Consider the following 25,294-nt stretch of genomic DNA (forward strand, 5'->3'; position numbering starts at 1 on the left):
CACTGTTTCGTTTTATTTACTTGCAATTTCTATGCATTAATGCATAATCCGGGCATGGACGCTAAAACAAACATCAAATACTTACTGGAGCGATCGGGCATGAACCCGACCTCGTTGGCAGCTGCGCTGGAAAAACTCTTTCCGGCGGATAAATGGGTGCCACAGGCAACCATTTTCAGGATAGTCGAGGGAATTACCAAAGACCCGCGCACGTCTTCGCTGATGCCTATCGCTGAATACTTCGGCGTCAATATCTCTGACTTGCGCACCAAAGATTTGCGCACCATGGAAGAGCACATGCCCCGCATGCACGATGAAGGCGGTATTGCCTGCATCAACTACTATTCTGCTAAAGGCTCTTGTGGTGGTGGCGCCCATAATGAAGATGCTGAACCCAAGGGGCAGCTCATCAAAGAAGCCAGCTTCTTCAAGAAATATAATGTCAAGCCAGAAAACCTGGCCGCCATTTATGCCGATGGCAGCTCCATGGCTGATTTTATCGTCGATGGCGACATGGTCATCATCGACAAGACCAAGACTGAACCACAGAGCGGCAAGATCTTTGCCATTCAGCACCCCGATGGCTTACGCATCAAGCAACTGCGCCGCGAAATAGATGGCACCTGGGTGCTGGAAAGCCGTAACCCTGATAAACGCAATTACCCGGATGAACGCATCACCCCTGAAAATGTAGGTTTACTGAAGATATTAGGGCGTTTTGTCTATCGCCAGGGCGGCTAAGGCATGGCTGCTGTCTGATAAAGGCAGCACATTAGCAATCTATACGAAGTCGCATTAATTGCCATGTCAACTAAACACCATGCCAGTCATAGGCTGTTTGCGGTGTTTGCGGTGTTTGTGGCTAGTATATTGATTGTTATTGATGGCTTTTGCCGCTGGATTCAACAATATTGTTTGCGCCGCGTTTGCCCAACTGGCTGGAAAAAGTAATCACAAACAGCAGCAGAGCTTGTTTCAATAAGAGATTTTTCATAATGTTTTTCCGGTTTCAGATCAATACTGACGATGAAATTCAGCAAGATGAAACGCCAGGGTACTCATCGCCAGAATGAGCCAAGGATGGATAAAGCCAGAAACGGGCATACCACAAGCTTTGTAAGCAACTGGAGCGGGTGAAGGGAATCGAACCCTCGTATGAAGCTTGGGAAGCTGCCGTTCTACCATTAAACTACACCCGCAATCCCCACATTCTACGCGGGTTTTACAGGTGTTTGCAATCTGCCAAAATGCCTATTGTGATAGAGCTGATGAATGTGATCAAAAGCAATCTCGGTAGATCAATTCCTCTGCTGATTTCAATTTGGTATAGATACCGGCTGTCGGGGAATTATCTTATTTTTTAGCGATAAGTACATCTCATAATTACAATGATTAATCAAGTAATGTTGGGCTAGTGAAGCACTAGCCCAAGCGCGCTATTCGCTATTTTTTCATTATCATCGGCATCGTTCAATTCTTTGGTCCGACCAGTGCAAACTTGCAGTCCTGCGGATCGGTTGCATGAATGATCCAGCCACCACCTGGTACCTGTTGCGGGCCAAAGCTTACGGTGCCGCCCGCAGCGACTACTCTTTCCATGGCCGCTTCTATATTGTCAACGCAAAAATAATAAAGCCACATAGGTGTCTGGCATTCTGGAGACATAGTCATCATGCCGCCTATGTCGCCGGAACCCGCGCTAAAAACGTGATAGGTTCCCATTGGCCCCATATCCATGCTGTTGGTGTTGGTCCAGCCAAATTGTTCAGAATAAAACCGCAATCCGGCTTTGCCATCGCTGGTTTGCAATTCGTTCCAGCTGCAATGACCTGGAACGCCCTCTGCATAAGCAGTGCTCTTTCCCTCGCCGTTAGGAGTCATGATATAAAAGCCAGCTCCCTGTGGATCGGTCATTCGTGCAATGCGCCCCACATTGGGAATATCAGTTGCCGGCCATTGGACTAGTCCTCCGACTGCAGTAATCTGCGTGACCGCTATATCAACATCCGGCACATTGATATAGCCAAACCAGATCGGCTTCATTCCCAGTGAGATGGCCTCTGTCGGGATGGCCATGATGCCACCTATTCCCTCATCTTTTGCCATCAGAATGCGATAGTTTATGTCGGCTTGGCCGGAATCCGTTGCTTTCCATCCCACCACATGTCCATAAAATTTTTGCGCTGCGTCAACGTCAGTTGTCATCAGCTCATACCAAATGAAATTACTTGTCATCATCCTTCTCCTTAAGTTGTTGCGTGTTGAACAAAAACTCAAAATATCGACGCAAATGCTTGATACTGTCGAGAGCGATGCCTGGATCATCCTTGGCTTTGGCGAGGATGAACGCCCCTTGCAACACGGCTTGGGTATGCAGCGCCAGACTCTTCGCTGTTAGCCGTTTATCTACCTGTTTTCCTGGTAACGCTTCTGCAATGTCGTTCACCAGTGTTTCTGCATGATCCGTAATGCTGGCGTAGCAGGCATCCCGGATTGTCGGGTTTGTTTGAAAAACTTCCTGTGCCATCGTTCCTGCCAGGCAAGTAAACTCAGCAATCGTGCCTTGAATGATTTGACCACGGAAATCTATATAGCCAAGTACTCGATCACATGCATTTGCGTGTTGGCGATAAGGTGCTGTTGAAAAAAGCGCATTTGCCCTCTCGGTCCAGTATTCAGCTGCTGCCACGGCCAACTCTTCTTTGCTTTTGAAATAATGGAAGAACGCACCCTTAGTGACACCAGCGACACTGCATAGGTCATCTACTGTTGAGCAGGAATAACCTTTTTCACGGATAACTTGCACAGCCGCGACCAGTAACTTGGTACGTGCAGTACTTTTTAGAGATGGGTGAAGATTTGTCATTTTTAAACAATACCAACCAGTCGGTATGTTGTCAATAATAATATAAGTAATTGCATTTGATTAATATTTATTTGGGCATATGCCAGCTGCATCAGCAGCCTTTTTAAGTCACGGTATTTCGGAAAATGCGATGGTTGATAACTCTATGATTACCTTGAAGGTCCCAATGACGATAGGGATAACCTGTGCCAATTGGTGTTTGCGAACGGATATTTTTTCGCACGCATTGTCGACGTGCTGTAGCACAGCTGCTTGTATTTTAAAAACTCGTGAAATATAATTCTCTTTATGAGATTTTTGTCTCATTTAATTCGTGACCTGATTTCTTGAAAGGACCCATCCTCATGCTACTTACACCAGAAGAAATGGACCACAAGCTCGATGAGCATTTTGGCTTCGAAGCACGTGACGATGTCGCGGGTGTCTTGCGCACCCTGACACCGGAAGTTGAGCACGACGTGGTCGGCTGGCCAACTGGGCCGAGCCACGGTCGTGAAAACGCACGGCCATTCTATGAAGCACTTTTTGCTGATCTGTCTCACGGTGAGGTTATGTCACTGCGGCGACTCTACGGCAAGAATTTCATGGTTGATGACTCCTTGTGGAGCGGGCAGGCACCCGGTCGTCCATTCGGGTTGGAGGGACGGGGGAGGCCATTGAGCTTCCGGTTGTTGCATGTCATCGAATTTTCAGACGAGGGCCAGATCAGTCGTGAGAATGTCTGGGTTGATATGGCCGCCATCGTCCAACAACTGCCGCAAACTGCTTCTCCGGTATGATGGACAAGGACTTGCGCCACCAGCAGAAACAACGCACTCGCCAGGCATTGCTGCAGGCTGCGGCCGATCTGATGTCGCGTGGTGGACGGCCGACACTGGAGGAAGTCGCGGCACAGGCCCTGGTCTCACGCGCCACGGCCTATCGTTACTTCCCTAAAGTCGAAGCACTCTACCTGGAAGCTTCGATTGATGTCGATACGCCGGATGCACAGCAGGTGCTGGCCGGTGCACCTGCGGAAAACCCAATCGCACGACTGGAACGCGTCGATGACGCATTGTATGCGATGACCATGGCTAACGAGGTGTCGCTGCGTCTGATGTTGGCGCAATCGCTGGAGCTCAGCGCGAGGGGGGAAACCGACGCGCAATTGCCTGCGCGCCAGAACAGGCGCACGCCACTGATAGAGGCTGCACTGGCACCGGCGAGCGAGCGCTTTGCACCAGCGGCGTTGAAACATCTCAAACATTCCCTGGCCCTGGTAATGGGGCCGGAAGCAATGATCGTCTTCAAGGACGTGCTTCGGCTCGATGACGCCGAGGCACGCAAAGTCCGGCGCTGGGCCATCCGGGCCTTAGTCGCCGCAGCGGAAAGGAATACAACATGAATAGTTTTTGGAAATATACGGCTTGTCTGGTTTTTGCCAGTACTACAGTTGCGGCAGTAGCACAAACCGCCGGGATACGGGCCAATCAGTTGCAGCATGGTCGCTATCTGATCCAGGTATCCGGCTGCAACGACTGCCACACACCGAACTATGGTATGAAGAACGGCAAGGTCGAAGAGCGTCTCTGGCTCACAGGTGACGGTCTGGGCTGGTCCGGTCCGTGGGGCACAACGTATGCCACCAATTTGCGGCTGCTCTTTGCGGGAATGAGCGAACAGCAATGGTTGCAACATGCGCGCACCATGGAACCGCGTCCGCCGATGCCCTGGTTCAACGTCCGCGCGATGAGCGATGCAGATCTCAAGGCCATCTATGCCTATACACGGTCACTGGGGCCAGCTGGTGTACAGGCGCCTGCCTATGTGCCGCCAGGTGCAAAGGTTGAAGGGCCAGTAGTTCAGTTTCCGTAACCACAGATGCCATCAGCGAGGTTTGGGGACACAGGCAGCATGACAGAGCGACCCTGTCCTCGCTCATCAATGGAAGTGAATTCATAAGTCTTATCAAGAATGCTGATGTCCTATCCGGCTAAGTTCATCATGTAATCTGGCACCTTTAGTCATGCACAAGCAACACTTGATATCCAGAGCTGATACTTAGCCAGTTTTCTTCCAACCCCAAGATCAATGCATATACGCTGAGCTTCCTGCTGGCAGCTGTTCGGACTACAGATGTCAGGTGCAAAGCAATTTCTTTCCGCATATGATAAATTCTGAACCTGTACCGATTTTCGCGTCACTTGCTTGTTGACTTTTAGCTCATAACAATGACCGCCACTACAACCTATCACTCCATATTCGCTACACCTGATGTTGTTATCTAGCGGCATCTGCGTGTCGTTGCCGGTCTTGGCGCCAAAACAGCGAAAGTTGCCGAGCATGGTTTGTCAGGTGCTCTGTTTGCTGCACAGATTATGCAAGGCGATATGGCGGTGGGCATGGGGTTTCTGATCGGCGACAGCGGTTGTTTTATCCGGTAGTGAATATTGCCATGCTACCCGAACATCAGAGGTGTGGCCTGGACAAGATCATGCGTGAGATCGCAGTATATTAATCAGCACGTGCTTGATAATACCTATGTCAGTCTGATTGCAGACGGGCAAGCACGAGATCTGTATGCACAGTTTGGATTTAAGCATACTGCACCGCGTTCAGTCGCCATGGCGATCAAGGTCGTATGTGCGTGTGACTGATGTCCTTATTCTTAACCAATGAACTTAGCTTGAACTCTATGGAAAAATTTCTGGCAAGCAGCACCTATATTGATTGGGAACACCCGGCGGTGCTACGGCAGGCGCAGCTATTGGCGAATGGTAGCCAGGATGTGGAGGCGATAGCCCGCAACTGTTTTCATTTCGTTCGTGACCAGATCAAACATAGCTGGGATTATCGCCAGAACCCCGTCACCTGCAAGGCTTCTGACGTGCTGGAACATGGCACCGGCTATTGTTATGCCAAAAGTCATTTGCTTGCTGCGCTGCTCAGGGCAAATCAGATACCTGCCGGCCTTTGCTACCAGCGCTTGACGATTACTGATGAACCTCCATATTGCCTGCATGGCCTCAATGCCGTGTATTTGCCAGTGCATGGCTGGTACAGGATAGATGCGCGCGGCAATAAACCGGGTGTCGATGCTGCATTTTGCCCGCCAACTGAACAACTGGCGTTTGCCATCGTGAAAGAAGGGGAAAAAGATTTCGATCATATCTGGGATGTGCCGCATCACGCAGTGGTGAATGCATTGACAAGTTGTGCCACGGTAGAGCAGGTCATCGAAAACCTGCCTGATATTGAGCCCGGCACTGAACTGCAATAACAGGTTGAGTAATAATTATTATTGGAATTACTGGATTACCCACATGACACGAATTTATCCTTCCCCTGAAGTTGTAGTACAGCGTCAGTTGGACGCCTACAATGCCCGCGATGTTGACGCCATCATGAAAACCTATGCGACGAATGCCCAGCAATTTGAATTTCCTGGCAAGTTGCTTGCCAGTGGGCATGCTGAAATCCGGGAGCGTTTGGCCATACGCTTCAAGGAGCCCAATCTGCATGCAAAATTGGTCAGACGTGAAGTAATCGGCAATATTGTTATTGACTATGAAGATATTGCCCGTACTTTTTCTGAAGGCACCGGGCGCATAGAGATGATTGCCATCTATGAAGTCAGGGAAGGGCTGATACAAAGCGCATCTATAGCCATTGGGGCCAAGACACTGGATAGCTAGAACGCATCTCGACCCTATTGATGAAATGAGTTCTGGCGTCTTTATGCCAGGTGGGCAGGCATAGGCTGTAAAATGGCGTTATCCCCATTTATTTTCGAATCGCCATGGCTCGCCTGCAACTGCATTTTCCTGAAGACCAGTATTACTATTCAACCCAATTGACGGTACGCGTTACGGACATCAATGGTGCGAATCATCTGGGCAATGATTCCATGATCTCCATGATTTCAGAAGCCCGTGCGCGTTTCCTGTATGAATTCGGGATACGTGAAACCGCAAGCGGTGGCAGTGGCATTATCGTGACAGATCTGGCAACCACTTATAAAGCAGAAGCCCATGCGCGTGATCAGTTACTGTTTGAAGTCGGCGTCATGGATTTCAACCAGTATGGTGGCGACATCACTTTTCGTATCACGCGCCCAGCAGACCAGAAATTGGTCGCCATGGCAAAGTCAGGTTTTGTATTTTTCGATTATCAGGCTGGCCGGGTCGTGGACATGCCCGAAGATTTCAGGGCAAAGTTTGAACGGGTGAATTATCTTGCCTGATCCATGCTTACATGGATTCTTTGCCAGGTAATTTCTTACTGAGTGCATCCTGGCAAGCCATATACCATCGCCAGCGGGTACGCATCAAGGCATACAGCATTTGATATTCTTCCTCTTCTGCACTGCTGCGTGAGTTCTGTTCAAACAGTTGCACAAAGCGCAGCGAAATCACATTGGGGTTTGCTGCTTCTTTAGTCAGTTGAATTTCCCGCAGCAGATAGCGTTTTAGTTTCATGTATGCTTTACCTGAGATCTACGTGTTGACAGATGCCAGATCCATTATTGCGGCAGGTCGGCTACATCATCGACCGGGAACCTGATCGAAGAGCGCAACAGGTGGCCCATGGGCATGTTCAAATTGATTGCTTGTGGCGGGATGGGGCGCTGAAACCATTTCTCGTAGATTGCCTGAATTTCGCCATCTAGCATGACGCGGCTCAATTCACGATTCACTACTTTTTTAAAAGCGGCATCATTTTTTCGAATGACGATGGCATAAGGCTCTGTTGACAGTGAATCACCTACCACCTGGAAATCTGCAGGATTTTTAGCCGATGCTTTCAGGCCGAACAGCAACACATCGTCCATGGCGAAGGCGGCCGCCACTCGTTGTTCTACCATGCCAAAACCTTCTGCATGGTCCTTGCTTTCCAGCAGCTTTAAATTGAGTGAACGAATTTGTCCGCGGTCAGACAGCGTCTTTGCGTTGGTGGTACCTTTGGTGGTGACTACAGTCTTGTCACGCAAGTCTAACCAGTTTTTAATACCTGAATCTGTTCTTACCACCATTTTTGAGCTGGCAATAAAATACGCAATACTGAAATCGACCTGTTGCCGGCGTTCTGGCGTATTGGTGGTGGAACCGCATTCCATATCAGCGTCGCCGTTGGCAATCATTTGCAGGCGGTTGGCGGGTGTCACAGCGACATATTTTACCGCCAGCGTTGGCAATTTTAATTCACGTTTGATCGCATCTACGACTTTCATGCACAAGTCGATGGAATAACCTACTGCTTGCTGGTGACCATCCAGATAGGAAAATGGTATCGATGATTCACGGTGTGCAACGATAATGGTTTTTCGGTCACGTATCGTGCTCAAGGTATCCATGGCATTGGCCATGACGGGAAGTGCAAATACAAGCAGGGCAGCGGTTTTCAGGACAAGGGTTCGCACAAATATCTCCGTCAATAGAAATGCTGAAGCGGCAGCGCTCTGGATCAATGATGCTGGCTGCTGATTTCGGAACGCGCTATGCAACTGCGCGCCAGTATGGTGGTGGGGTCCAGCAAGGCAACCTGTGATCCAGCCACCGGAAAAGCCAGGTCCTGCTTTAGCAGCAAGGGCAATTCGGTGCAGCCAAGCACGATGACTGTGGCGCCTCTTTGTACCAAGTGTAATAAGGCGGTCATCAAATCCTCCCGGCATACGCCATCGGTATAGCCCGCCTTGATACCTTGCGGGCCGTAGATGGCATTCATAACCCCGGCCTGGTGTGTGTCGTCAGGCACCAGCAATTCGAAAGCCTGCCCATCGGCTGCTTCATGATAAACGCGGCTGGCGATGGTTCCCGACGTGGCCAGCAGACCCACTTTGACTTCCGGTTCAAAATGCTGCCGGATATAGGCAACGGTCTCTTCCAGCATATTGATGATCGGTATCGACAGGTGGGCCTGTATCCTCTTGACATAGGCATGTGCCGTATTGCAAGGGATGGCGATGAGTGCCGCATCGTTATCTTCCAGTCGCTTGCAGGCGGCATACAGGGCAATGGTGGGGTCTTCACCATCGGCAATCAGATTGGCGGTTCTGTCCGGTATTTTTGGATTGTGTTCGACAATGATCTTGATGTGGTCCTGATCGCGTGATGCACTGGTGTTGTGGATGATTTTATTCATGAAATCAACCGTGGCGGCAGGGCCTACTCCTCCTACCACACCGATTTTAAAGCTGCGCGGGATAGGTTTCTCTCTGTTTCTTAATGCATAGTCGACATAGACCTGATTGGTGTCGACAATGGGAATGCCACGGCTGCGCAGTAAATCCGCAACGATGGCAATGTCAGTAGCGCCAGATACGATGACATCTGCACCACGATCCAGCAAATGTACACATGCCTGATGCAAGAGATCAACAGCATCCCCCCGCAAGTTACCTGCCTTGATGCCCTTGTCACCATAGATGGCATGCATGACGCAATTGGTTTGTATCGCATCTTCCGGGTAACTCAGGGTAATGTCATTACCTGAAAAAACGCTTTCAAAAAGCTTTTTGCTTTTGACATAATCGGATGCCAGGACACCGATATGGCAGGCACCGGCAAATTGTTCTTCCAGATGAAAACGCAAGGCATCCATGATATTGACGATGGGGGTTGTCACTTCAGTCTGTAGTTCCCGGATGAAGGTGTGGCTGATAAAGCAGGGCACCAGCACACTCTCGACATGGTGCTTTTCAAACTGCCTGATCATATCGAAAATGTATAATTTCCTTGCATTGAGATTGGGTTTTTCGCCACCTGAATTTTCATTGCCATCAAAGGGATGTTGCTCGAAAAATAATTCATAATTTTCAGAAATACCTTCCCTGGCCAGGCTTCTGACCAGTTTGAAATAAACGTCCACACCTGCCAGTGCACCTAAGCCACCTATAATGCCCAGACGGGTCTTGGGGTTTTGTATGTTCATGAAATTCTCGTTCACCAATTTATAGCGCTAAAGATAACCCAGTTGCGCTCCAAGATTATGCAAAATTGGTCTAGCTTTATGCCATTGCCACATAGATAGGTTTGTGGCATCGCATTTGGATGATCTGTAGATATACAATGGGCAGGCATGATTAATGCATTGTGTTGGGTGATCAAATAACTGGAACACGACGGGAATACAAATGGATATCAAATGGCTGGAAGATTTCTTGAGCCTGGCACAAACACGAAATTTTTCGCGCACTGCTGACGACAGACATGTAACTCAATCTGCACTTAGCCGTCGCATTCGCGCGCTGGAAGCATGGGTGGGAGCTGACCTGGTTGACCGCAGCACCTATCCACTCGTGCTGACGCCTGCTGGCAAGATATTCAGCAGTTCGGCCAGCGAAGCCATGCGATTGTTGAACGATTCCCGGGCACAATTGCGAGTGCGTGGTCCAGATGAAAATTTGTTACGCATTTCTGCCGGTCACACCTTGTCGCTGAATTTTTTCCCCATGTGGCTTAATGGTATGCGTTCTCAGGTCGGTGATATTCATGCCAGCATTTTGCCCGCCAACGTGCATGATTCTGTGCTTTCTCTGGTTGAAGGCAATTGCGATCTGCTTTTGTCTTACTACCATGCAGAATTGCCTGTTGAACTGGATGCTTCGCGCTATGCCTATGTCAGTCTGGGCAGCGAGGTGGTATTGCCAGTCTCGGTCCCTAATCGTGAAGGCGCACCAAGCTATTCTTTGCCCGGCAGCAAGATACATCCCATCCCATGTCTGACCTATATTAAGGCTTCATTCTTTGGGCGTGTAGTCGAGCGAATTTTGTCCAGGTCAGACCAGGTGTGTTATTTCAGTTGTGCGTATGAAAGTGACATGGCTGAATTATTAAAGAGAATGGCCCTGGCCGGCCACGGTTTTGCCTGGCTGCCAGAAAGCAGCATAGTCAGGGAATTGGCTGAAGGCAGGCTGGTACGGGCGGGTGGCGACCAATGGTCCATGACGATGGATATTCGTCTGTATCGCTCTATGGATAATAAAAACGCCGCGCTTGACAAGCTGTGGCAGCATTTGCTGAACCGTTGAAAGAAAATTCAGAGGCCGATATCAGCAAGGCAAGTCGAAGTTATTTCTATTTTTGAAATGACTTCCAACACAAAATCGCATGCATTCTGAATCGACATACATGTATTCCGAATCAGAATAGATTGATTCAAATTACTCCCTAGAATTCCAGGCATGGGATGTTTGTCGGGCGTTTGACCCGCAGGCATATGACCAGACATGCTTTATTCAGGAGGTAATTTTGTCTTCTCTTTCAACCAGGATCGAGCATGATTTGCTCGGTGACCGCGCAGTGCCAGCCGAAGCCTATTACGGCATTCACACCTTACGTGCCCTTGAAAATTTTCCTATTACAGGCATCTCTGTTGCCAGTTACCCAGATTTGATTGAAGCGCTGGCTATCGTCAAACAGGCAGCTGTACGAGCCAATCAGTCATTGGGATTAGTCAGTGACGAGCATGCATCGGCCATTACACTTGCCTGCGAACAAATTCGCCATGGACAATTCCATGCACATTTTGTGGTGGATGTCATACAGGGTGGTGCTGGCACATCCACCAATATGAATGCGAATGAAGTCATCACCAATATCGCACTCGAACATTTGGGTCATGCACGTGGCAGTTATGGAATCCTCCATCCTAACGAGCAGGTCAACCTCAGTCAGAGTACGAATGATGTGTACCCAACCGCATTGCGTATCGCTACCTACAAAGGCATTTTCCGCCTGATCGATGCGATGGAAATTCTGAAGGCTGCCTTTCAAAGAAAATCGCTGGAATTTAAAGACGTGCTGAAAATGGGGCGCACCCAATTGCAGGACGCAGTGCCAATGACGCTGGGGCAAGAATTCGGCACCTATGCCGTGATGATAGACGAAGACCAGGAACGCCTGCGGGAAGCCGCAAAGCTGATGTGTGAAGTGAATCTGGGGGCAACTGCAATTGGCACCGGGATCAATACTCACCCAGATTATGCCAGCCGTGTGTGTCAGGCCTTGCTGGAAATCAGCGGCGTACCCGTGACTACATCTCCCAACTTGATTGAAGCAACCCAGGACGTCGGTTCGTTCGTGCAACTGTCTGGTGTGTTGAAGCGCGTGGCGGTAAAGCTATCCAAAATTTGCAATGACCTGCGCTTGCTGTCCAGTGGCCCGCGTGCTGGTTTTGGTGAGATCAATCTGCCAGCGGTACAAGCTGGATCCAGCATCATGCCTGGCAAGGTCAACCCCGTCATTCCTGAAGTGGTCAATCAGATTGCCTTTGAAGTGATAGGTAATGATGTCACCATCAGTTTTGCTGCAGAAGCCGGACAATTACAACTGAATGCCTTTGAACCCATTATTGCGCATAGCCTGTTCAAAAGCGCTGCGCACCTGACCAAGGGTTGTCTGGTACTGGCGGAACGCTGTGTCGATGGCATCACTGCCAATCATCAGCGGCTGCGTGACATCGTTGAAAATTCCATCGGTATTGTTACTGCCCTCAATCCCTACATAGGTTATAGCGCGTCTACAGAGCTGGCACAAGAGGCGCTGTTGACCGGAAAAAGTGTCTATAGCCTGGTGCTGGAAAAACAGCTGCTAACGGAAATAGAGTTGGCAGAAATACTGCAACCAGACAGGCTTACCGCGCCGCGTCAGATGTTGGTACCAGAAGTGCCTTGATTCCTGGTTGTAACTCACATCAGTTTCCTGCAGTTTTCATTCTTATCCACCCGATGAGAGTGGGAACTGCACACTGATTATTAATCCCCCTGTTCTGCACACATAAAATCATCAGACCTGAGCGGACAGGAAAACTTTTTTCTGGAGGAGATAGTAATGAAAAAAAATCGACTGACCACATGGATCATTGCCGGCATGATCCTGGGACTGATTGTAGGTTACCTGTGTCATTCGCAGGCCCATGACGCCGCCGAAGCCAAAGTAATTGCTGGTTATTTTTCTGTGGTGACGGATATATTTTTACGACTCATCAAAATGATTATCGCACCGCTGGTGTTTGCCACACTGGTGTCAGGCATGGCCCGCAGTGAGCCTGGTTCGATAGGACGAATCGGCCTGAAAGCCATGACCTGGTTTTTAAGTGCCTCGGTCATTTCATTGCTGATAGGCATGCTGTTTTCCAATTATTTTGAGCCTGGGCGCTCATTGGCTCTGCCTTTGCCGGATGCCAGTGCAACGACAAAGCTGGCGACAGGTTCGTTGAATTTCAAGGATTTTCTGACGCATGTTTTCCCACGTAGCTTCTTTGAAGCGATGGCTGGAAATGAAATTCTGCAGATACTGGTGTTTTCCATCTTCTTTGGTTTTGCCCTGTCGTCGCTGCAAGGCAAAGGACCACGTGTTCTGGTGCATGCCATAGACGAGACCGCCAATACCATGTTGAAGATCACCGATTACGTCATGCGTTTTGCGCCGATTGGTGTATTTGCTGCGGTGGCTGCGGCGATTACCGTGCAAGGCCTGGATGTCTTGTTTACCTACGGAAAATTCCTGGGTTCATTCTTCCTGGCGCTGGCTGTATTGTGGCTGGTATTGATCGGTGTGGGTTTTCTTTTCCTTGGCCGGGATGTGTTCCGCCTGATTGGCCTGATCAAAGAACCTATGATCATCGCGTTTTCAACTGCCAGCAGTGAAGCGTCTTATCCTAAAACCATAGAGCAACTGGAAAAATTTGGGGTCAGCAGCAAAATCACTGGTTTTGTCTTGCCGCTGGGCTATTCCTTTAATCTTGATGGTTCCATGGTGTACCAGGCTTTTGCAGTGTTGTTCATTGCTCAGGCCTATGGCATACAAATGAGTATCTCGCATCAAATCACCATCTTGCTGGTGTTAATGGTAAGCAGCAAAGGGATGGCAGGCGTATCTCGTGCATCGCTGGTGGTTGTGGCAGCAGTATTGCCCATGTTTAACCTGCCAGAAGCAGGCTTGTTGCTGATCATGGGCGTTGATCAATTCCTGGATATGGGAAGAACCGCGACCAATGTACTGGGGAACAGCATCGCTACCGCAGTCGTCGCAAAATGGGAAGGGGGCAGGGATGTTGATCAGGCCAAAGTTCTGGAACCAGAGTTATATGCCGAACAGACACCCGTACTGGCAAAAGTGGCGAACGGCTAAAAAAGCTGAAAATGGCTAAGTAAGATTGCAGGGGCATGGTTGACATGTCCCTGTTTTTTTGTGTGCAGACTGCCGAGAGGACATCTTCTGCCGCTCATCCACTGACGGTTCAATATCCCTGGTTTCTTCATAAGCAAAGATCGCATCGCCGATGCGTGTTGGTCCGCCTGGCATAGTGCTCATGCTGCAGTCAAAGCCATACAATTTGTGAGTAAATGCAAGTGCATTTCTTTGCTGTTGAACGATCTGCTATATTGGAACGTATCGCAATTATCCTCCCCACATCAAGCATGAGCGCAATCACCCATCAGCAAGCCCTGGATAAACTGGCCGCCCGTCAATTGGTACAAGTCATAGAGGATGATGTCGCCAGCCTGACTGCCGATGCCATGAACTTTGCCAAGCACGACAAGCAATTGACCGTACAGATCTATGTCTTGCCTAAATTACTGGCACGTTGGAATTGTGTGTTGCAGGGGGCTGTCGGTGAAGTGAGTTCTGGCTACAAAGATAAAACCGCACTGGCAATGGCGCTGTTACTACATAAATATGGCATGGCTGATCCTGCACTGATCCAGCTTGCCCTGCAAGCCATAGACAGTCTGAACGCAGCCGTTGCACTTAGCGATGCTTTTTTCAAAAATGCAGCAGCCATCAAGGCATTGCTGACCAGCCCGCCCGTAGAGCTGAAAAAACGTCCATCTACCAGGGATAATCTGACATTTTTACGAAGCGGTGATGTGATTGCTATCCAATTGGAGCAACATTTCTATGCAGCTTATGTGCATGAAATTAAGGGCTTCAACGAATATCCCGTCATAGAATTATATGAGGGCCGATTTGGTAGCAGGCCGCACATGGCGGATTTGGATGGTCGGGTAGCCTATGGCGAAACCTATAACGATGGCTCGGTCCGCATCTCCATGTATGCCATACATGGCATGCGCCACTTACCTGATCCTGCCAACCAGTTTCACCTGATTGCCAGTGGCATCACGGTCACACCTGAACGTGGCAACCTATTACCGTCAGTAGGTTTGTACACGGTGAGCGATTTGTTTCGTTTGCAGAAGGTGTTGCGAAAGATAGGGGAGTAGTGCACGCTCATGCAAGATGAGCCAAAGTTACAAAAATATCGCTCTGAGGGAAACTGTGTGCACCACTGCCAATAGCCACTACAAATACAACATCTTCTGCCGTTCATCTTCGGACGGCTCAATATCCCTGGCTTCATAATAAGCGAAGATTGCATCGACGATGTTTGCCGGTTCATCTATCAATTGCACCAGATACAGATCATCCGGGTCTATCATACCGTTGCCAGCCATCTGCACCTTGATCCATTCCAGTAGCCCGCTCCAGAAGCTGGTGCCGACTAAAATGACCGGGATATGACGGGTCTTGCCGGTTTGTATCAAAGTCAAAACTTCACTGACTTCGTCCATGGTGCCAAAGCCCCCAGGATAAACCACATAGGCGTCGGCGTATTTGACAAACGCCACCTTGCGCGCAAAAAAATGACGGAAAGATAGGCTGATGTTTTGCCAGGGATTGGTACGTTGTTCGTGCGGCAATTCTATGTTCAGGCCAACTGAAGGGGACGCACCTTCGAATGCCCCCTTGTTGGCGGCTTCCATAATGCCAGGGCCGCCGCCTGAGATGACGGCAAATCCTTCGTCGGACAGGCGGCGCGCCAAATCCACACAACTGAGATAATACGGGTTGTCGGGCTTGATTCTGGCAGAGCCAAAGATGGTGACCGCTGGGCGTATCACAGAAAGGCGCTCGGTAGACTCGATAAATTCTGCCATAATCGTGAACATATGCCATGATTCACGCGCTTTCAGCGAGGTTGCTTTCTCCTGATCAATAATCTGGCGCAACCTAGTTACATCTTTTCTGTTACCGTTCATATGCAAAATACCCTCTTGTTAGTCGATGGCTCAAGCTATCTGTACCGTGCCTTCCATGCCATGCCAGATTTGCGCAACCCGCAAGGCGAGCCGACAGGCGCCATCTACGGCATGATCAATATGTTACGCCGTTTGCGTACTGATTACCCGGCAGCATACATGGCCTGTGTCTTTGATGCAAAAGGCAAAACCTTCCGCGATGACCTGTACCCGGAATACAAAGCTCAACGGGCACCCATGCCGGACGACCTGCGCCTGCAGATAGAACCCATCCATGCTGCCGTCAAAGCCATGGGCTGGCCTATATTGATGGTGGAAGGGGTAGAAGCCGATGATGTCATCGGTACGCTGGCCGTCGAAGCCACCAAGCTGGGCTTCAACACCATCGTCTCTACCGGCGACAAAGACCTGGCACAACTGGTGAACACCAACGTCACCCTGATCAACACCATGAGCAATGAAAAGCTGGATGAACCCGGTGTGCTGGCCAAGTTTGGCGTGCCACCAAACCGCATCATTGATTACCTGACCCTGATCGGCGATACCGTTGATAACGTGCCGGGCGTGACTAAATGCGGGCCTAAAACCGCCGTCAAATGGTTGAGCGAATATGATAGCCTGGACGGTGTCATCGCCAATGCCGACAAGATCAAGGGTGTGGTCGGTGACAACCTGCGCCAGGCGCTGGAATGGCTGCCGCAGGGTCGTGTGCTGATCACCGTCAAGACCGATTGTGACCTGGCCGGGCATTACCAATCCATACAAGGCAGCCTGGTGGCCAAAGACGAAAGCCGCGAAGACATGCTGGCTTTCTTTACCCGCTATGGCTTCAAGACCTGGCTGCGCGAAATCACAGGTGATGCTACCGCAGGCGCGACACCATTGCCAGCCGCCAAAGCCGCAACCAGTGGTGGCAACCATGCACAAGCAGGGCTGTTCAATGATGAAGCACCAGCAGATGACAACAACCCTGCTACACCCGCCAACCAGAATTACGAAACAGTCCTGACCGAAGCAGTTCTCGACGAATGGCTGGCCCGTATCAATACAGCCAAGCTGACATCCGTGGATACCGAAACCACCTCACTGGAACCGATGACAGCACAACTGGTCGGCATTTCGCTATGCTGCGAAGTTGGCCATGCAGCTTACATCCCTGTTGCCCACAACTATCCCGGCGCACCCGAACAATTGCCGCTAGCACTGGTGCTGGGCAAACTTAAGACCTGGCTGGAAGATGACAGCAAAGCCAAGGTTGGGCAAAACCTTAAATACGACAGCCACATCTTCGCCAACCAGGGCGTGCAGTTGCGTGGCATTGTGCATGACACTCTGCTCGAATCCTATGTGTTTGAATCGCATAAATCACATGACATGGACAGCCTGGCCATGCGCCATCTGGGCAAAAAAACCATCAGTTTTGAAGAAGTCTGCGGCAAGGGTGCCAGCCAGATCGGGTTTAACCAGGTTGAGCTTGAACGCGCCACCGCTTATGCCGCCGAAGATGCTGACATCACCCTGCAACTGCATCTGGCCATGTGGCCGGAAATTGAGCCAGATGCCAATCTGCTGCGCGTCTATCACGATATAGAATTGCCGACCTCGGTCGTGTTGCAAAAGATAGAACGCAATGGCGTACTCATCAACAAAGATTTACTGGAAACGCAATCGCATGAAATTGGCATTCGTCTGCTGGAACTTGAACAAAAAGCCTATGAACTGGCTGAACAGCCTTTCAACCTGAATTCACCTAAGCAATTGGGCGAGATTTTCTTTGGCAAGCTGGGCCTGCCTGTCGTCAAAAAAACACCTTCCGGCGCACCATCGACCGATGAAGAAGTCTTGCAAAAACTGGCCGAGGATTACCCTCTGCCCAAGGTCTTGCTCGAATACCGTGGGCTGGCAAAGCTTAAGTCAACTTACACCGACAAGTTGCCCAAGATGGTGAACGTCAGCACGGGCCGCGTCCACACCAATTACGCGCAAGCCGTGGCTGTCACAGGCCGCCTGGCATCGAATGACCCCAACCTGCAAAATATTCCCGTGCGCACGGCAGAAGGCCGCCGCATACGTGAAGCCTTTGTGGCAGGGCCGGGCAATGTCATCATCTCTGCCGATTATTCGCAAATCGAATTGCGCATCATGGCCCACATCTCAGGCGATGCCAGCCTGCTGGCCGCTTTCGCCAACGGTGAAGACATTCATCGCGCCACCGCATCTGAAATTTTTGCTGTAGCGCTCAACGAAGTAACCAGTGAACAGCGTCGCTATGCCAAGGTCATCAACTTTGGCCTTATCTATGGCATGAGCGCCTTCGGTTTGGCAGGCAACCTTGGCATAGAACGGTCTGCCGCACAAAGCTATATCGACAAATACTTCCAGCGTTACCCAGGCGTCGCCCAATACATGGCCGACACCCGCACCAAGGCCAAGGCCCACGGCTATGTAGAAACCGTGTTTGGCCGCCGCCTGTGGCTGGCTGAAATCAATTCACCTAACGGCCCCCGCCGCGCCGGAGCCGAACGCGCCGCCATCAACGCTCCCATGCAAGGCACCGCCGCCGACCTGATCAAGCTCGCCATGATCGCTGTACAGGGCTGGCTGGAAACTGACAAACTTCAGTCAAAAATGATCATGCAGGTACACGATGAACTGGTACTCGAAGTACCACAGGCCGAGCTGGAACTGGTCAAACAAAAATTGCCAGAACTGATGGCGAATGTGGCGAAACTGGATGTGCCGCTATTGGCTGAAGTGGGCGTGGGGGGAAATTGGGAAGAGGCGCATTGATTGCTTATGCAGTTTGATGGAGTCAATTTGCTGGGTAATCTCGTAGGTTGGGCTACGCCGCACCAGCCCAACACTGAGCCTGTGACTAATGCAGGATGCTATTGTATTTGTAGATGAAAGTCGAGTAGGTTGGGCTACGCTTCATCAGCCCAACACTCGGCCTTGAATTACATATGTGTCGGAACACGAAGATGAACATATCTATGCGCTATCAAAAATTAAAATTTACGTTATTTGTACACACAGTGTTGGGCTGATAAACCGTAGCCCAACCTACAATATGGTGCCAAATCTACGATAATTTGATGTGCCGCTTAAATCACTCCCTAATTTAAAGCTATGCTCTACCGCCGTGCCAATGTTCCCGGTGCCACTTACTTTTTTACTGTCAATCTGCAAGACCGGAAAAGTCAGTTGCTTACCGAACACATAGGTGCATTGCGTGCGGCGTTCCGTTCGGTGCAAGCTAGATATCCCTTCGAAATCATCGCCATGGTGGTCATGCCTGAGCATCTGCATAGCATTTGGCAGTTGCCAGAAGACGATGTGGATTTTTCATTGCGCTGGTCACTGATCAAGGCCGCGTTTTCAAAAGCCTTGCCAAAACAGGAAAACATCAGCGTCAGCCGCCAGAAAAAACGCGAACGTGGCATCTGGCAACGCCGCTTCTGGGAACATCTGATACGTGATGATAATGACTTGGAAAAGCATGTTGCCTACATTTATTACAATCCGGTTAAACACGGCTATGTGAGCAAAGCCAGCGCATGGCCGTATTCTTCACTACACAAATTCATCGCCCAAGGAATGCTTGATGCGGGCTGGGGAGACATTACACCTATGGTTGCATTGCCCGAGCTGGAGTGAGACAGGTAAGCAGTTTAAATCTGCGTAAATGAAGCGTAATGTGACGAGACTACGTCGGGTAGGTTGGGCTACGCTTCATCAGCCCAACACTTAGCCTATGATCGACGAGAAAAACAACGAAAAACTAAAAAAATCAATTCAAAATTTTACAGAAGTAGGTGTCCAAATGTCCGGTAAAGAGAAAACGATAATTCAGCGACCCGGTACGTAGACGCGCTATCCTGCCAGGCGAAAGACCTTCAAATGGCAAGCCCATTGCATCGCCGATTGCACCACCTAAAATGCAGCCTGCGATGGCATCAGATGTAGTGCCAGGCACCATTTTTCTCTTACTACGACAGGTTGCATTGCATCATTCGAGTGATCGGATCTTGGCACAAACCGGATGTGGAAAATGCCAATTCTATCCTGATGATCATATCGATAAACGATTTCAAACTTATAAAACGATAGACTTCCATTGCCTATTCTCCTCAGGAGATAAAATTTATATAACGATTGAAATTTTCAATACGGGCTTTCTACACCACCAAATACCCACGCCTGTCCGCTAACCCGATCTCTGCAATCAGACCAGCATTGAACTCCAGATAATCTGCCTCTATGCCGTCACTGAAGATGACGCCATGTTCAGGCATCAGGGATGTGACTTGCAGGTTAACGTGGTCGTGGATCAGGCCATGAACCAACGTCGCAGCTGATGTCTTACTGGGGAAAGGTTCGCGCACAGCGAATTGTAATTCCCTTGTATCCCAGTTGCTGGTCTCTGGCGTTGACATGGGTTGCAACTCATAAGGTAGCTCGTCAGTAATGGGCTGACAGATAGCGGTGGCGCCAGCGAGTACACTTTTCATCCAGCCAGTGGAACCCAATCCGGTGGAGATGATGATGCCGCTGGACGACTGTCGCTCCTGACGGTCTTGCAGTTGTATGGTGTATTGGGCCGATGTATGGGTTTTGGGGCCAATGAAGATGTCATTCACGCCTAGCATAGTCTGGCCGTTATTAAGTTTCGCCAATGCCATGGTGACTTCGCGCACAGGACGGCGCTGCCGCAATACGTCTGGCACGATCCTGGGCAAGTCCCTGACCTGGAAGGGCAACAGCACGCCGTCCCAGTGTTGTACGTCTGGATTGACGCCGATGAGGCGTTGGCCATCCAGATATTTCATGGTGTTGACGACCAGGCCATCTTGCCCCAGAGCGATGACGATATCGTCCCGGCCAAAGATCATATTTGGCAAAAAACTGCGATCTATTTTTTGCAGACGTGCCAGCCGCGACAAGCTGGTTTCTGCGGCGCTGATGCATGCCATGTAATTGTCATGTTCCGCTTGGTATACCGAAAAATCACTACCCAGATGCTCTATATAGAAACGCGCCTGGCCGATGGTGTTGTATTTGACGATCAGTTCTTCCAGCCGGGTTTTGCGGGTGACCAGGACGATTTTATTTTCGGACAGGCGTGTTGCTGTGCTTGCACTGAGATTCATGCTATTTCTCCAGTTTATCCTGGTTGATTAATGAGCTCGCGCAACAAATCAGGTGTGATATTCAACTGTCCTATGGCACCGGCTTTTTCTGCCAGTTCCTGAAAGGCGAGAGCGATCAACTGGCCGGATTGCATATTGCCCATGGACAGTGCCTGCAGGACTTTGGGGTCTACGCCACTATATGCATTCATCAGGGTTTGTGCTGCATAAGCGCGGCTGTCAGCTTCTGCCCTGGCGTTTTCTGTAGCCAGTTTGACGAGGGTAGTTTGCTGGGTTTCTTCTGCGATTTTGGCCTGCACCTGTGCCAGTTTCAGTTCACTTTCTTTTTGTTGTATGCTTTTTTCTGCTTCCATCTGGGTTTCGCGTATCTGGCGTTTTTTACTTTCGACGGCGATCTCAGTATTCAATTCATTCTCGCGTATGCGACGCTCTTGTTCAACCGCGGCATTGCGACGCTCATAGATGGCATCGTCAGCGCATTTGAGAATTTGTTCGCGTGCTTGCGCTTCCAAAGCCTTGGCGGCTTCCGGTGTGGGTTTGAGTGCCAGAAAATTCAAACCCAGCAATTCCACTCCCAATGCTTGCAACTCTTTACTGTCACGTACTGCCACGGTGACAGCCGCACCTAGCGTGTCAGCCGCTTTCAGGGCGTCGCGCAGGGCCAGGCTTTGCAAGCCTTTGCGCGTCAGCACTTTGACCAGATTGACAATACGCTGCGACAGTTTTTGCGGATCGTCAGAGATGTATTGCTGGGTGACGGGATTAATGGCGAAATTGAGCAAGGTGCCGACCTTTTGCGGATCACTGATACGGTAAGTGACCTGGCCTTGTACGGTGACGGTCTGGAAATCGGCCGAGTTTTCTTCAAAGATAAACGGCATGTCTGTACTCGCCATGGGGATGGCCAGCATGGAGGTGGCAGGCGCATAGTAAAAGAAAGCCAACCCAGCACCTTCGCGCCTGATTTGGCCGCTCTTGTATTGCAGCACATAGGTAGTGGGCTGGAATTTGATGAATTTGATGCTGAACATGGCATTTCCCTTTCTTTTTTTACAGGTGACCGAGGTGTTTTGCTGGTGCTCATTCTGACCTCAGCGTGATTTCCCGGGTGTTTGAGTAAAGGATAGTCTACTTAGTTTTAAAATGCAACTAAGATAGTTGATTATTTTAACTAAGGTGACTGGATTGGAGGGATTGATATAGATACACCTGCTGTTTTTCAGAATATCTCTATAATCCCTATTCTGGTCAAATTTTAAAAATAGGACATCCGACATGCTCAACTGGCTTAAGCAAATCTTTACTTCAGTGGACAAGCCTGAAGAGCAGGTTCCGCAGGCACCGTCACATCCGGTTTATGTCGCACCGCCAGCTATGCCCAGTGGTGCAGAGTTGAAGAAGCAGGGTGACGATCATCTTGCCAGAGGCGATATGGCATCGGCTGCAACTTGCTATCGCAAGGCGATTGTGATTGATCCGGATTTTGCCAAGGCGCATAGCAATCTCGGTTTTGTACTGATGCAGCAAGGTAAGGCGGATGAGGCTGAAAGAAGTTTGAAGCAGGCGCTTGCGCTGGATCCCAAAAATGCTGATACTTGTTTCATGCTGGGTAATCTGGCTATCCTGTCGCGCGGTGATCTGGAATCTGGCTGTCAGTATTTTCAGAAGGCTGTTGAATTGATGCCAGACTTTGATGTCGCTTATCTGGACTGGCGTCGTTACATGAGCCTGCAAGGCAAGTTGGAACAGGTAAAGCAATTTCTGATTGCGGGTATTGCCAGCGACCCCAACCGTTGTGATTTCCAGAATTATCTTGGCAATATTTACCAGGACGAACAGCAATTTGAACTGGCGATTGCCTGCTTTCAACAAGCACTCGCGATGCGCCCGGATGATGCGGATGTGCTTGAAAATCTGGGCTTTGTCTTATTCAAACAAAACCAGGTGGCGCAGGCCAATGCTGCGTACGACAAGGCGGTTGCATTGCGTCAGCAGGCAACTGTGGCTGCACCAGATGATCTGGACTTGCATTACAAGTTGGCTACCTTGTTATTGGTGCTGAACAGGCATCAGGAAGCTATTGCCTGTTTTAATCAGATTTTGACCTTGAACCCTGGTTATATCGAGGCTCGCCTTGGTCGTGGATTGACCTCTCTTTTGATCGGTGATTTTGAGTCTGGCTGGAAGGATACCAAAGACCTGGCCAGATATACGGCAGTCGGCCACCCGGAATACAAGCAGCCATTGTGGCTCAATGATAGTGACATACGCGGCAAATCCATCTTGCTATATGCCGACCAGGGTTTGGGCGACACCATACAGTTTGTGCGCTATGTAGAGCCAATCAAAAGGCTCGGTGCAAGGGTGTATGTGCAGGCGCATACTTCACTTAAGTCTTTACTCAGTACACTGGCAAATGTGGATGGTGTTTTGGGTGAAGAAGACATCTTGCCTTCGTTTGACTATTGTTGCCCCTTGTCGAATGTGGCGCTGGCGTTTAACACCAGGCTGGAAACCATACCTGCCAGTGTTCCCTATCTCCGGGCTGGAAAAGAAAGAGTGACACATTGGGAAAACCAGTTGGGTGATTTCCAAGGACCGCGCATTGGCATGGTCTGGTCGGGCAACCCCTTGTTCCGCAACGATAAAAACAGGTCTGTACATTTGCAAAGACTGGCTACTTTGCTCATGGATGGAAGCAGGCATTTCTTTTTATTACAAAAAGAAGTGAGGGCACTGGATGCACCATTTATGGCCGGTTTGAAAAATGTGACTGACCTGGGGCCACAATTAAACGACTTTGCAGAAACCGCCGCAGTCATCGCCAATCTTGACCTGGTCATTACCGTTGATACTTCAGTCGCTCACCTGGCAGGCGCATTGGGAAAACCGGTCTGGATACTACTGCCTTTCGCACCGGATTTCCGCTGGCTGCTGGACAGAAATGACAGCCCCTGGTATCCAACCGCACGCCTGTTCCGTCAGCCGACGATAGCCAATTGGGACAGTGTGATTGAACATATCAGATACGAGTTGGATAGGGAATTCCCGCTCTATGGCTTATCTGGCCCCACGTCAGCCTAACTTCAGTTTACACTGCTGGTCTCTCATTTATTTTAGCGAACGTTTATGTTCAAGCCTGTCATTATTGCCGTTCTTATCGCAAGCCACCTGTTGTTGTCTGCAAATGCACTTGCGCAAGCCAAGACAGATGCCGGGACAGAAGCGTTCAGACAGGGCAATTACAAACTGGCACAGAGCGAATGGACAGCTTTGGCTGAGGCTGGTGATGCCAATGCCCAGTTCGGCCTGGGTGTCTTGCTGCTCTCTGATGCGGCCGGTATGAAGGATGAAAAAGCAGCGATGGAGTGGTTTGCCAAAGCGGCGGCTTCAGGTTTGCTCAAAGCCCAATTTAATCTTGCTGAGGGCTACAGGCGTGGCGTTGGCCTGGAAAAAAATATGACACAGGCTGTGGTTTGGTACACCAGGGCGGCAGAGTCCAGGTATGCGGCAGCACAATACACCTTGGGCATATTGTATGAAACCGGCGATGGTGTGCCCAAGGACTATGCGTTGGCCATCAAGTGGCTGCAACTGGCGACGGACCAGCAATATGCGGAAGCGAATTTTGCTTTGGCACGCGTGCATGCGCTGGGCGAAGGCACTGGCGTGAACATGCGCCTTGCAGGTATCTATGCGACTTATGCAGCACAGCAGGGTTATGCGCCCGCACAGACTTATCTGGCCACGCTATACCTGTCCGGCGAGGGAGTACTCAAGGACAGCGATCAGGCAGTATCCTGGCTGATGAAGGCTGCGCAACAGAGCCATGCCCGTGCTTACGCCTGGCTGGGCAACATGTGCCGTGACGGTAATGGACTGCCTGTCGATCTGATGCGTGCCTATGTGTATTACACCCTTGCTGAGAAACTTGATGTTGACAAGGAATTGCAGGGTAGTGCCAGCCGTTTCAAGTTTGGGCTGGCAATACGTATGAAGCCGGAAGATATTCAAAAGGCGACGCAAATCGCCAATGATTGGGTAGTGGGTACACAGCCACCACTTTACAATTCAGCTGAGCCGTCGAAAAAATCCCAGCCTGAGGTGATCAAAGAAGTGCTCAAAGAGAAGTCTATAACTGAAAAGAATTGAACCCTATGTTGGCTGAGGTCATCGATAACTGGCAAAACGAAGGGTGAAGCTCTCCAGCTCAATCTTGGCGGCATGGGTGACAAAGGTGATCGTATGCTAATT

General features: G+C 50.0%; 24 protein-coding genes and 1 tRNA gene. 15 read left to right on the forward strand and 10 right to left on the reverse strand.

Features of this window, described 5'->3' with window-relative positions:
• The first annotated feature begins 54 nt into the window (after nt 1–54).
• Nucleotides 55–741, forward strand: coding sequence for a S24 family peptidase (locus AC1RVX_RS11820; RefSeq protein WP_493216795.1), 687 nt, complete (start codon nt 55–57; stop codon nt 739–741).
• 384 nt (nt 742–1,125) lie between these two features.
• Here AC1RVX_RS11820 and AC1RVX_RS11825 read toward each other — a convergent pair.
• The 3 genes from AC1RVX_RS11825 to AC1RVX_RS11835 all read right to left on the reverse strand — a co-directional run bounded on the left by AC1RVX_RS11825 (nt 1,126) and on the right by AC1RVX_RS11835 (nt 2,866).
• Nucleotides 1,126–1,199, reverse strand: a tRNA-Gly gene (locus AC1RVX_RS11825).
• Nucleotides 1,200–1,470: 271 nt separating this feature from the next.
• Nucleotides 1,471–2,205 carry a VOC family protein gene (locus tag AC1RVX_RS11830; protein ID WP_493216796.1) on the reverse strand — a complete coding sequence of 245 codons (735 nt, stop codon included), beginning with the start codon at nt 2,203–2,205 and terminating at the stop codon, nt 1,471–1,473.
• A 19-nt stretch (nt 2,206–2,224) separates the two neighbouring features.
• Complete coding sequence (locus AC1RVX_RS11835; RefSeq protein ID WP_493216797.1) at nt 2,225–2,866, reverse strand: TetR/AcrR family transcriptional regulator; 642 nt, start codon at nt 2,864–2,866, stop codon at nt 2,225–2,227.
• A 344-nt stretch (nt 2,867–3,210) separates the two neighbouring features.
• Here AC1RVX_RS11835 and AC1RVX_RS11840 point away from each other — a divergent pair, with 344 nt between their 5' ends.
• From AC1RVX_RS11840 to AC1RVX_RS11865, 6 genes are all read left to right on the forward strand, one after another.
• A complete protein-coding gene (locus tag AC1RVX_RS11840; protein WP_493216798.1) occupies nt 3,211–3,645 on the forward strand; it encodes an ester cyclase in 435 nt (144 codons plus the stop codon).
• Nucleotides 3,645–4,250: a TetR/AcrR family transcriptional regulator gene (locus tag AC1RVX_RS11845; RefSeq protein ID WP_493217109.1), complete on the forward strand. Its 606-nt coding sequence runs from the start codon at nt 3,645–3,647 to the stop codon at nt 4,248–4,250. Before AC1RVX_RS11840 ends, AC1RVX_RS11845 begins: the two co-directional genes overlap by 1 nt.
• Nucleotides 4,247–4,720: a c-type cytochrome gene (locus AC1RVX_RS11850; protein ID WP_493216799.1), complete on the forward strand. Its 474-nt coding sequence runs from the start codon at nt 4,247–4,249 to the stop codon at nt 4,718–4,720. The genes AC1RVX_RS11845 and AC1RVX_RS11850 overlap by 4 nt, the downstream gene beginning before the upstream one ends.
• An 820-nt stretch (nt 4,721–5,540) precedes the next feature.
• Nucleotides 5,541–6,125: a transglutaminase-like domain-containing protein gene (locus AC1RVX_RS11855; protein ID WP_493217110.1), complete on the forward strand. Its 585-nt coding sequence runs from the start codon at nt 5,541–5,543 to the stop codon at nt 6,123–6,125.
• A 43-nt stretch (nt 6,126–6,168) separates the two neighbouring features.
• Nucleotides 6,169–6,540: a nuclear transport factor 2 family protein gene (locus tag AC1RVX_RS11860; protein WP_493216800.1), complete on the forward strand. Its 372-nt coding sequence runs from the start codon at nt 6,169–6,171 to the stop codon at nt 6,538–6,540.
• A gap of 104 nt (nt 6,541–6,644) precedes the next feature.
• Nucleotides 6,645–7,088, forward strand: coding sequence for a thioesterase family protein (locus tag AC1RVX_RS11865; RefSeq protein ID WP_493216801.1), 444 nt, complete (start codon nt 6,645–6,647; stop codon nt 7,086–7,088).
• Nucleotides 7,089–7,095: 7 nt separating this feature from the next.
• Here AC1RVX_RS11865 and AC1RVX_RS11870 read toward each other — a convergent pair whose 3' ends face one another.
• Genes AC1RVX_RS11870 through cuyB form a run of 3 tightly spaced genes read right to left on the reverse strand, consistent with a single transcriptional unit; the run spans nt 7,096 to nt 9,775 of the window.
• Nucleotides 7,096–7,323 (reverse strand): hypothetical protein, encoded by a 228-nt coding sequence (locus AC1RVX_RS11870; protein ID WP_493216802.1) that lies wholly within the window; start codon nt 7,321–7,323, stop codon nt 7,096–7,098.
• Between the two features lie 44 nt (nt 7,324–7,367).
• Nucleotides 7,368–8,264: an amino acid ABC transporter substrate-binding protein gene (locus tag AC1RVX_RS11875; RefSeq protein WP_493216803.1), complete on the reverse strand. Its 897-nt coding sequence runs from the start codon at nt 8,262–8,264 to the stop codon at nt 7,368–7,370.
• A 44-nt stretch (nt 8,265–8,308) separates the two neighbouring features.
• Nucleotides 8,309–9,775: a cysteate racemase gene (cuyB, locus tag AC1RVX_RS11880; protein ID WP_493216804.1), complete on the reverse strand. Its 1,467-nt coding sequence runs from the start codon at nt 9,773–9,775 to the stop codon at nt 8,309–8,311.
• A 202-nt stretch (nt 9,776–9,977) separates the two neighbouring features.
• Here cuyB and AC1RVX_RS11885 point away from each other — a divergent pair, with 202 nt between their 5' ends.
• The 4 genes from AC1RVX_RS11885 to AC1RVX_RS11900 all read left to right on the forward strand — a co-directional run bounded on the left by AC1RVX_RS11885 (nt 9,978) and on the right by AC1RVX_RS11900 (nt 15,074).
• The gene (locus tag AC1RVX_RS11885) at nt 9,978–10,874 is read left to right on the forward strand and encodes a LysR family transcriptional regulator (protein WP_493216805.1); all 897 of its coding nucleotides are present in this window, start codon (nt 9,978–9,980) and stop codon (nt 10,872–10,874) included.
• Between the two features lie 220 nt (nt 10,875–11,094).
• Nucleotides 11,095–12,519, forward strand: coding sequence for an aspartate ammonia-lyase (gene aspA, locus AC1RVX_RS11890; protein WP_493216806.1), 1,425 nt, complete (start codon nt 11,095–11,097; stop codon nt 12,517–12,519).
• Between the two features lie 156 nt (nt 12,520–12,675).
• Complete coding sequence (locus tag AC1RVX_RS11895; protein WP_493216807.1) at nt 12,676–13,977, forward strand: dicarboxylate/amino acid:cation symporter; 1,302 nt, start codon at nt 12,676–12,678, stop codon at nt 13,975–13,977.
• A 290-nt stretch (nt 13,978–14,267) separates the two neighbouring features.
• Nucleotides 14,268–15,074, forward strand: a complete 807-nt coding sequence (locus AC1RVX_RS11900; RefSeq protein ID WP_493216808.1) for a hypothetical protein — start codon at nt 14,268–14,270, stop codon at nt 15,072–15,074.
• 78 nt (nt 15,075–15,152) lie between these two features.
• Here the strand turns inward: AC1RVX_RS11900 and AC1RVX_RS11905 are convergent, their stop codons facing one another.
• Complete coding sequence (locus tag AC1RVX_RS11905) at nt 15,153–15,890, reverse strand: LOG family protein (RefSeq protein ID WP_493216809.1); 738 nt, start codon at nt 15,888–15,890, stop codon at nt 15,153–15,155.
• Between AC1RVX_RS11905 and polA the strand changes: the two genes are divergently transcribed.
• Entirely contained in the window at nt 15,891–18,680 is a 2,790-nt protein-coding gene (gene polA / locus AC1RVX_RS11910; protein WP_493216810.1) for a DNA polymerase I, read from the forward strand. It begins immediately after the preceding gene.
• Nucleotides 18,681–19,019: 339 nt separating this feature from the next.
• Nucleotides 19,020–19,547, forward strand: a complete 528-nt coding sequence (locus AC1RVX_RS11915; protein ID WP_493216811.1) for an REP-associated tyrosine transposase — start codon at nt 19,020–19,022, stop codon at nt 19,545–19,547.
• A gap of 133 nt (nt 19,548–19,680) precedes the next feature.
• On the opposite strand, the gene AC1RVX_RS11920 is transcribed toward AC1RVX_RS11915, so the two are convergent.
• The 3 genes from AC1RVX_RS11920 to AC1RVX_RS11930 all read right to left on the reverse strand — a co-directional run bounded on the left by AC1RVX_RS11920 (nt 19,681) and on the right by AC1RVX_RS11930 (nt 22,071).
• Nucleotides 19,681–19,869, reverse strand: a complete 189-nt coding sequence (locus AC1RVX_RS11920) for an ADP-ribosylglycohydrolase family protein (protein ID WP_493216812.1) — start codon at nt 19,867–19,869, stop codon at nt 19,681–19,683.
• 199 nt (nt 19,870–20,068) lie between these two features.
• Nucleotides 20,069–21,040 (reverse strand): diacylglycerol kinase catalytic domain-containing protein, encoded by a 972-nt coding sequence (locus AC1RVX_RS11925; RefSeq protein ID WP_493216813.1) that lies wholly within the window; start codon nt 21,038–21,040, stop codon nt 20,069–20,071.
• 14 nt (nt 21,041–21,054) lie between these two features.
• Nucleotides 21,055–22,071 (reverse strand): SPFH domain-containing protein, encoded by a 1,017-nt coding sequence (locus tag AC1RVX_RS11930; RefSeq protein ID WP_493216814.1) that lies wholly within the window; start codon nt 22,069–22,071, stop codon nt 21,055–21,057.
• Between the two features lie 244 nt (nt 22,072–22,315).
• Between AC1RVX_RS11930 and AC1RVX_RS11935 the strand changes: the two genes are divergently transcribed.
• Nucleotides 22,316–24,124, forward strand: a complete 1,809-nt coding sequence (locus tag AC1RVX_RS11935) for a tetratricopeptide repeat protein (protein ID WP_493216815.1) — start codon at nt 22,316–22,318, stop codon at nt 24,122–24,124.
• A gap of 45 nt (nt 24,125–24,169) precedes the next feature.
• Complete coding sequence (locus tag AC1RVX_RS11940) at nt 24,170–25,192, forward strand: tetratricopeptide repeat protein (protein ID WP_493216816.1); 1,023 nt, start codon at nt 24,170–24,172, stop codon at nt 25,190–25,192.
• Nucleotides 25,193–25,294: the final 102 nt, after the last annotated feature.

It is taken from the genome of Undibacterium sp. GW821-FHT11B02, from assembly GCF_058808955.1.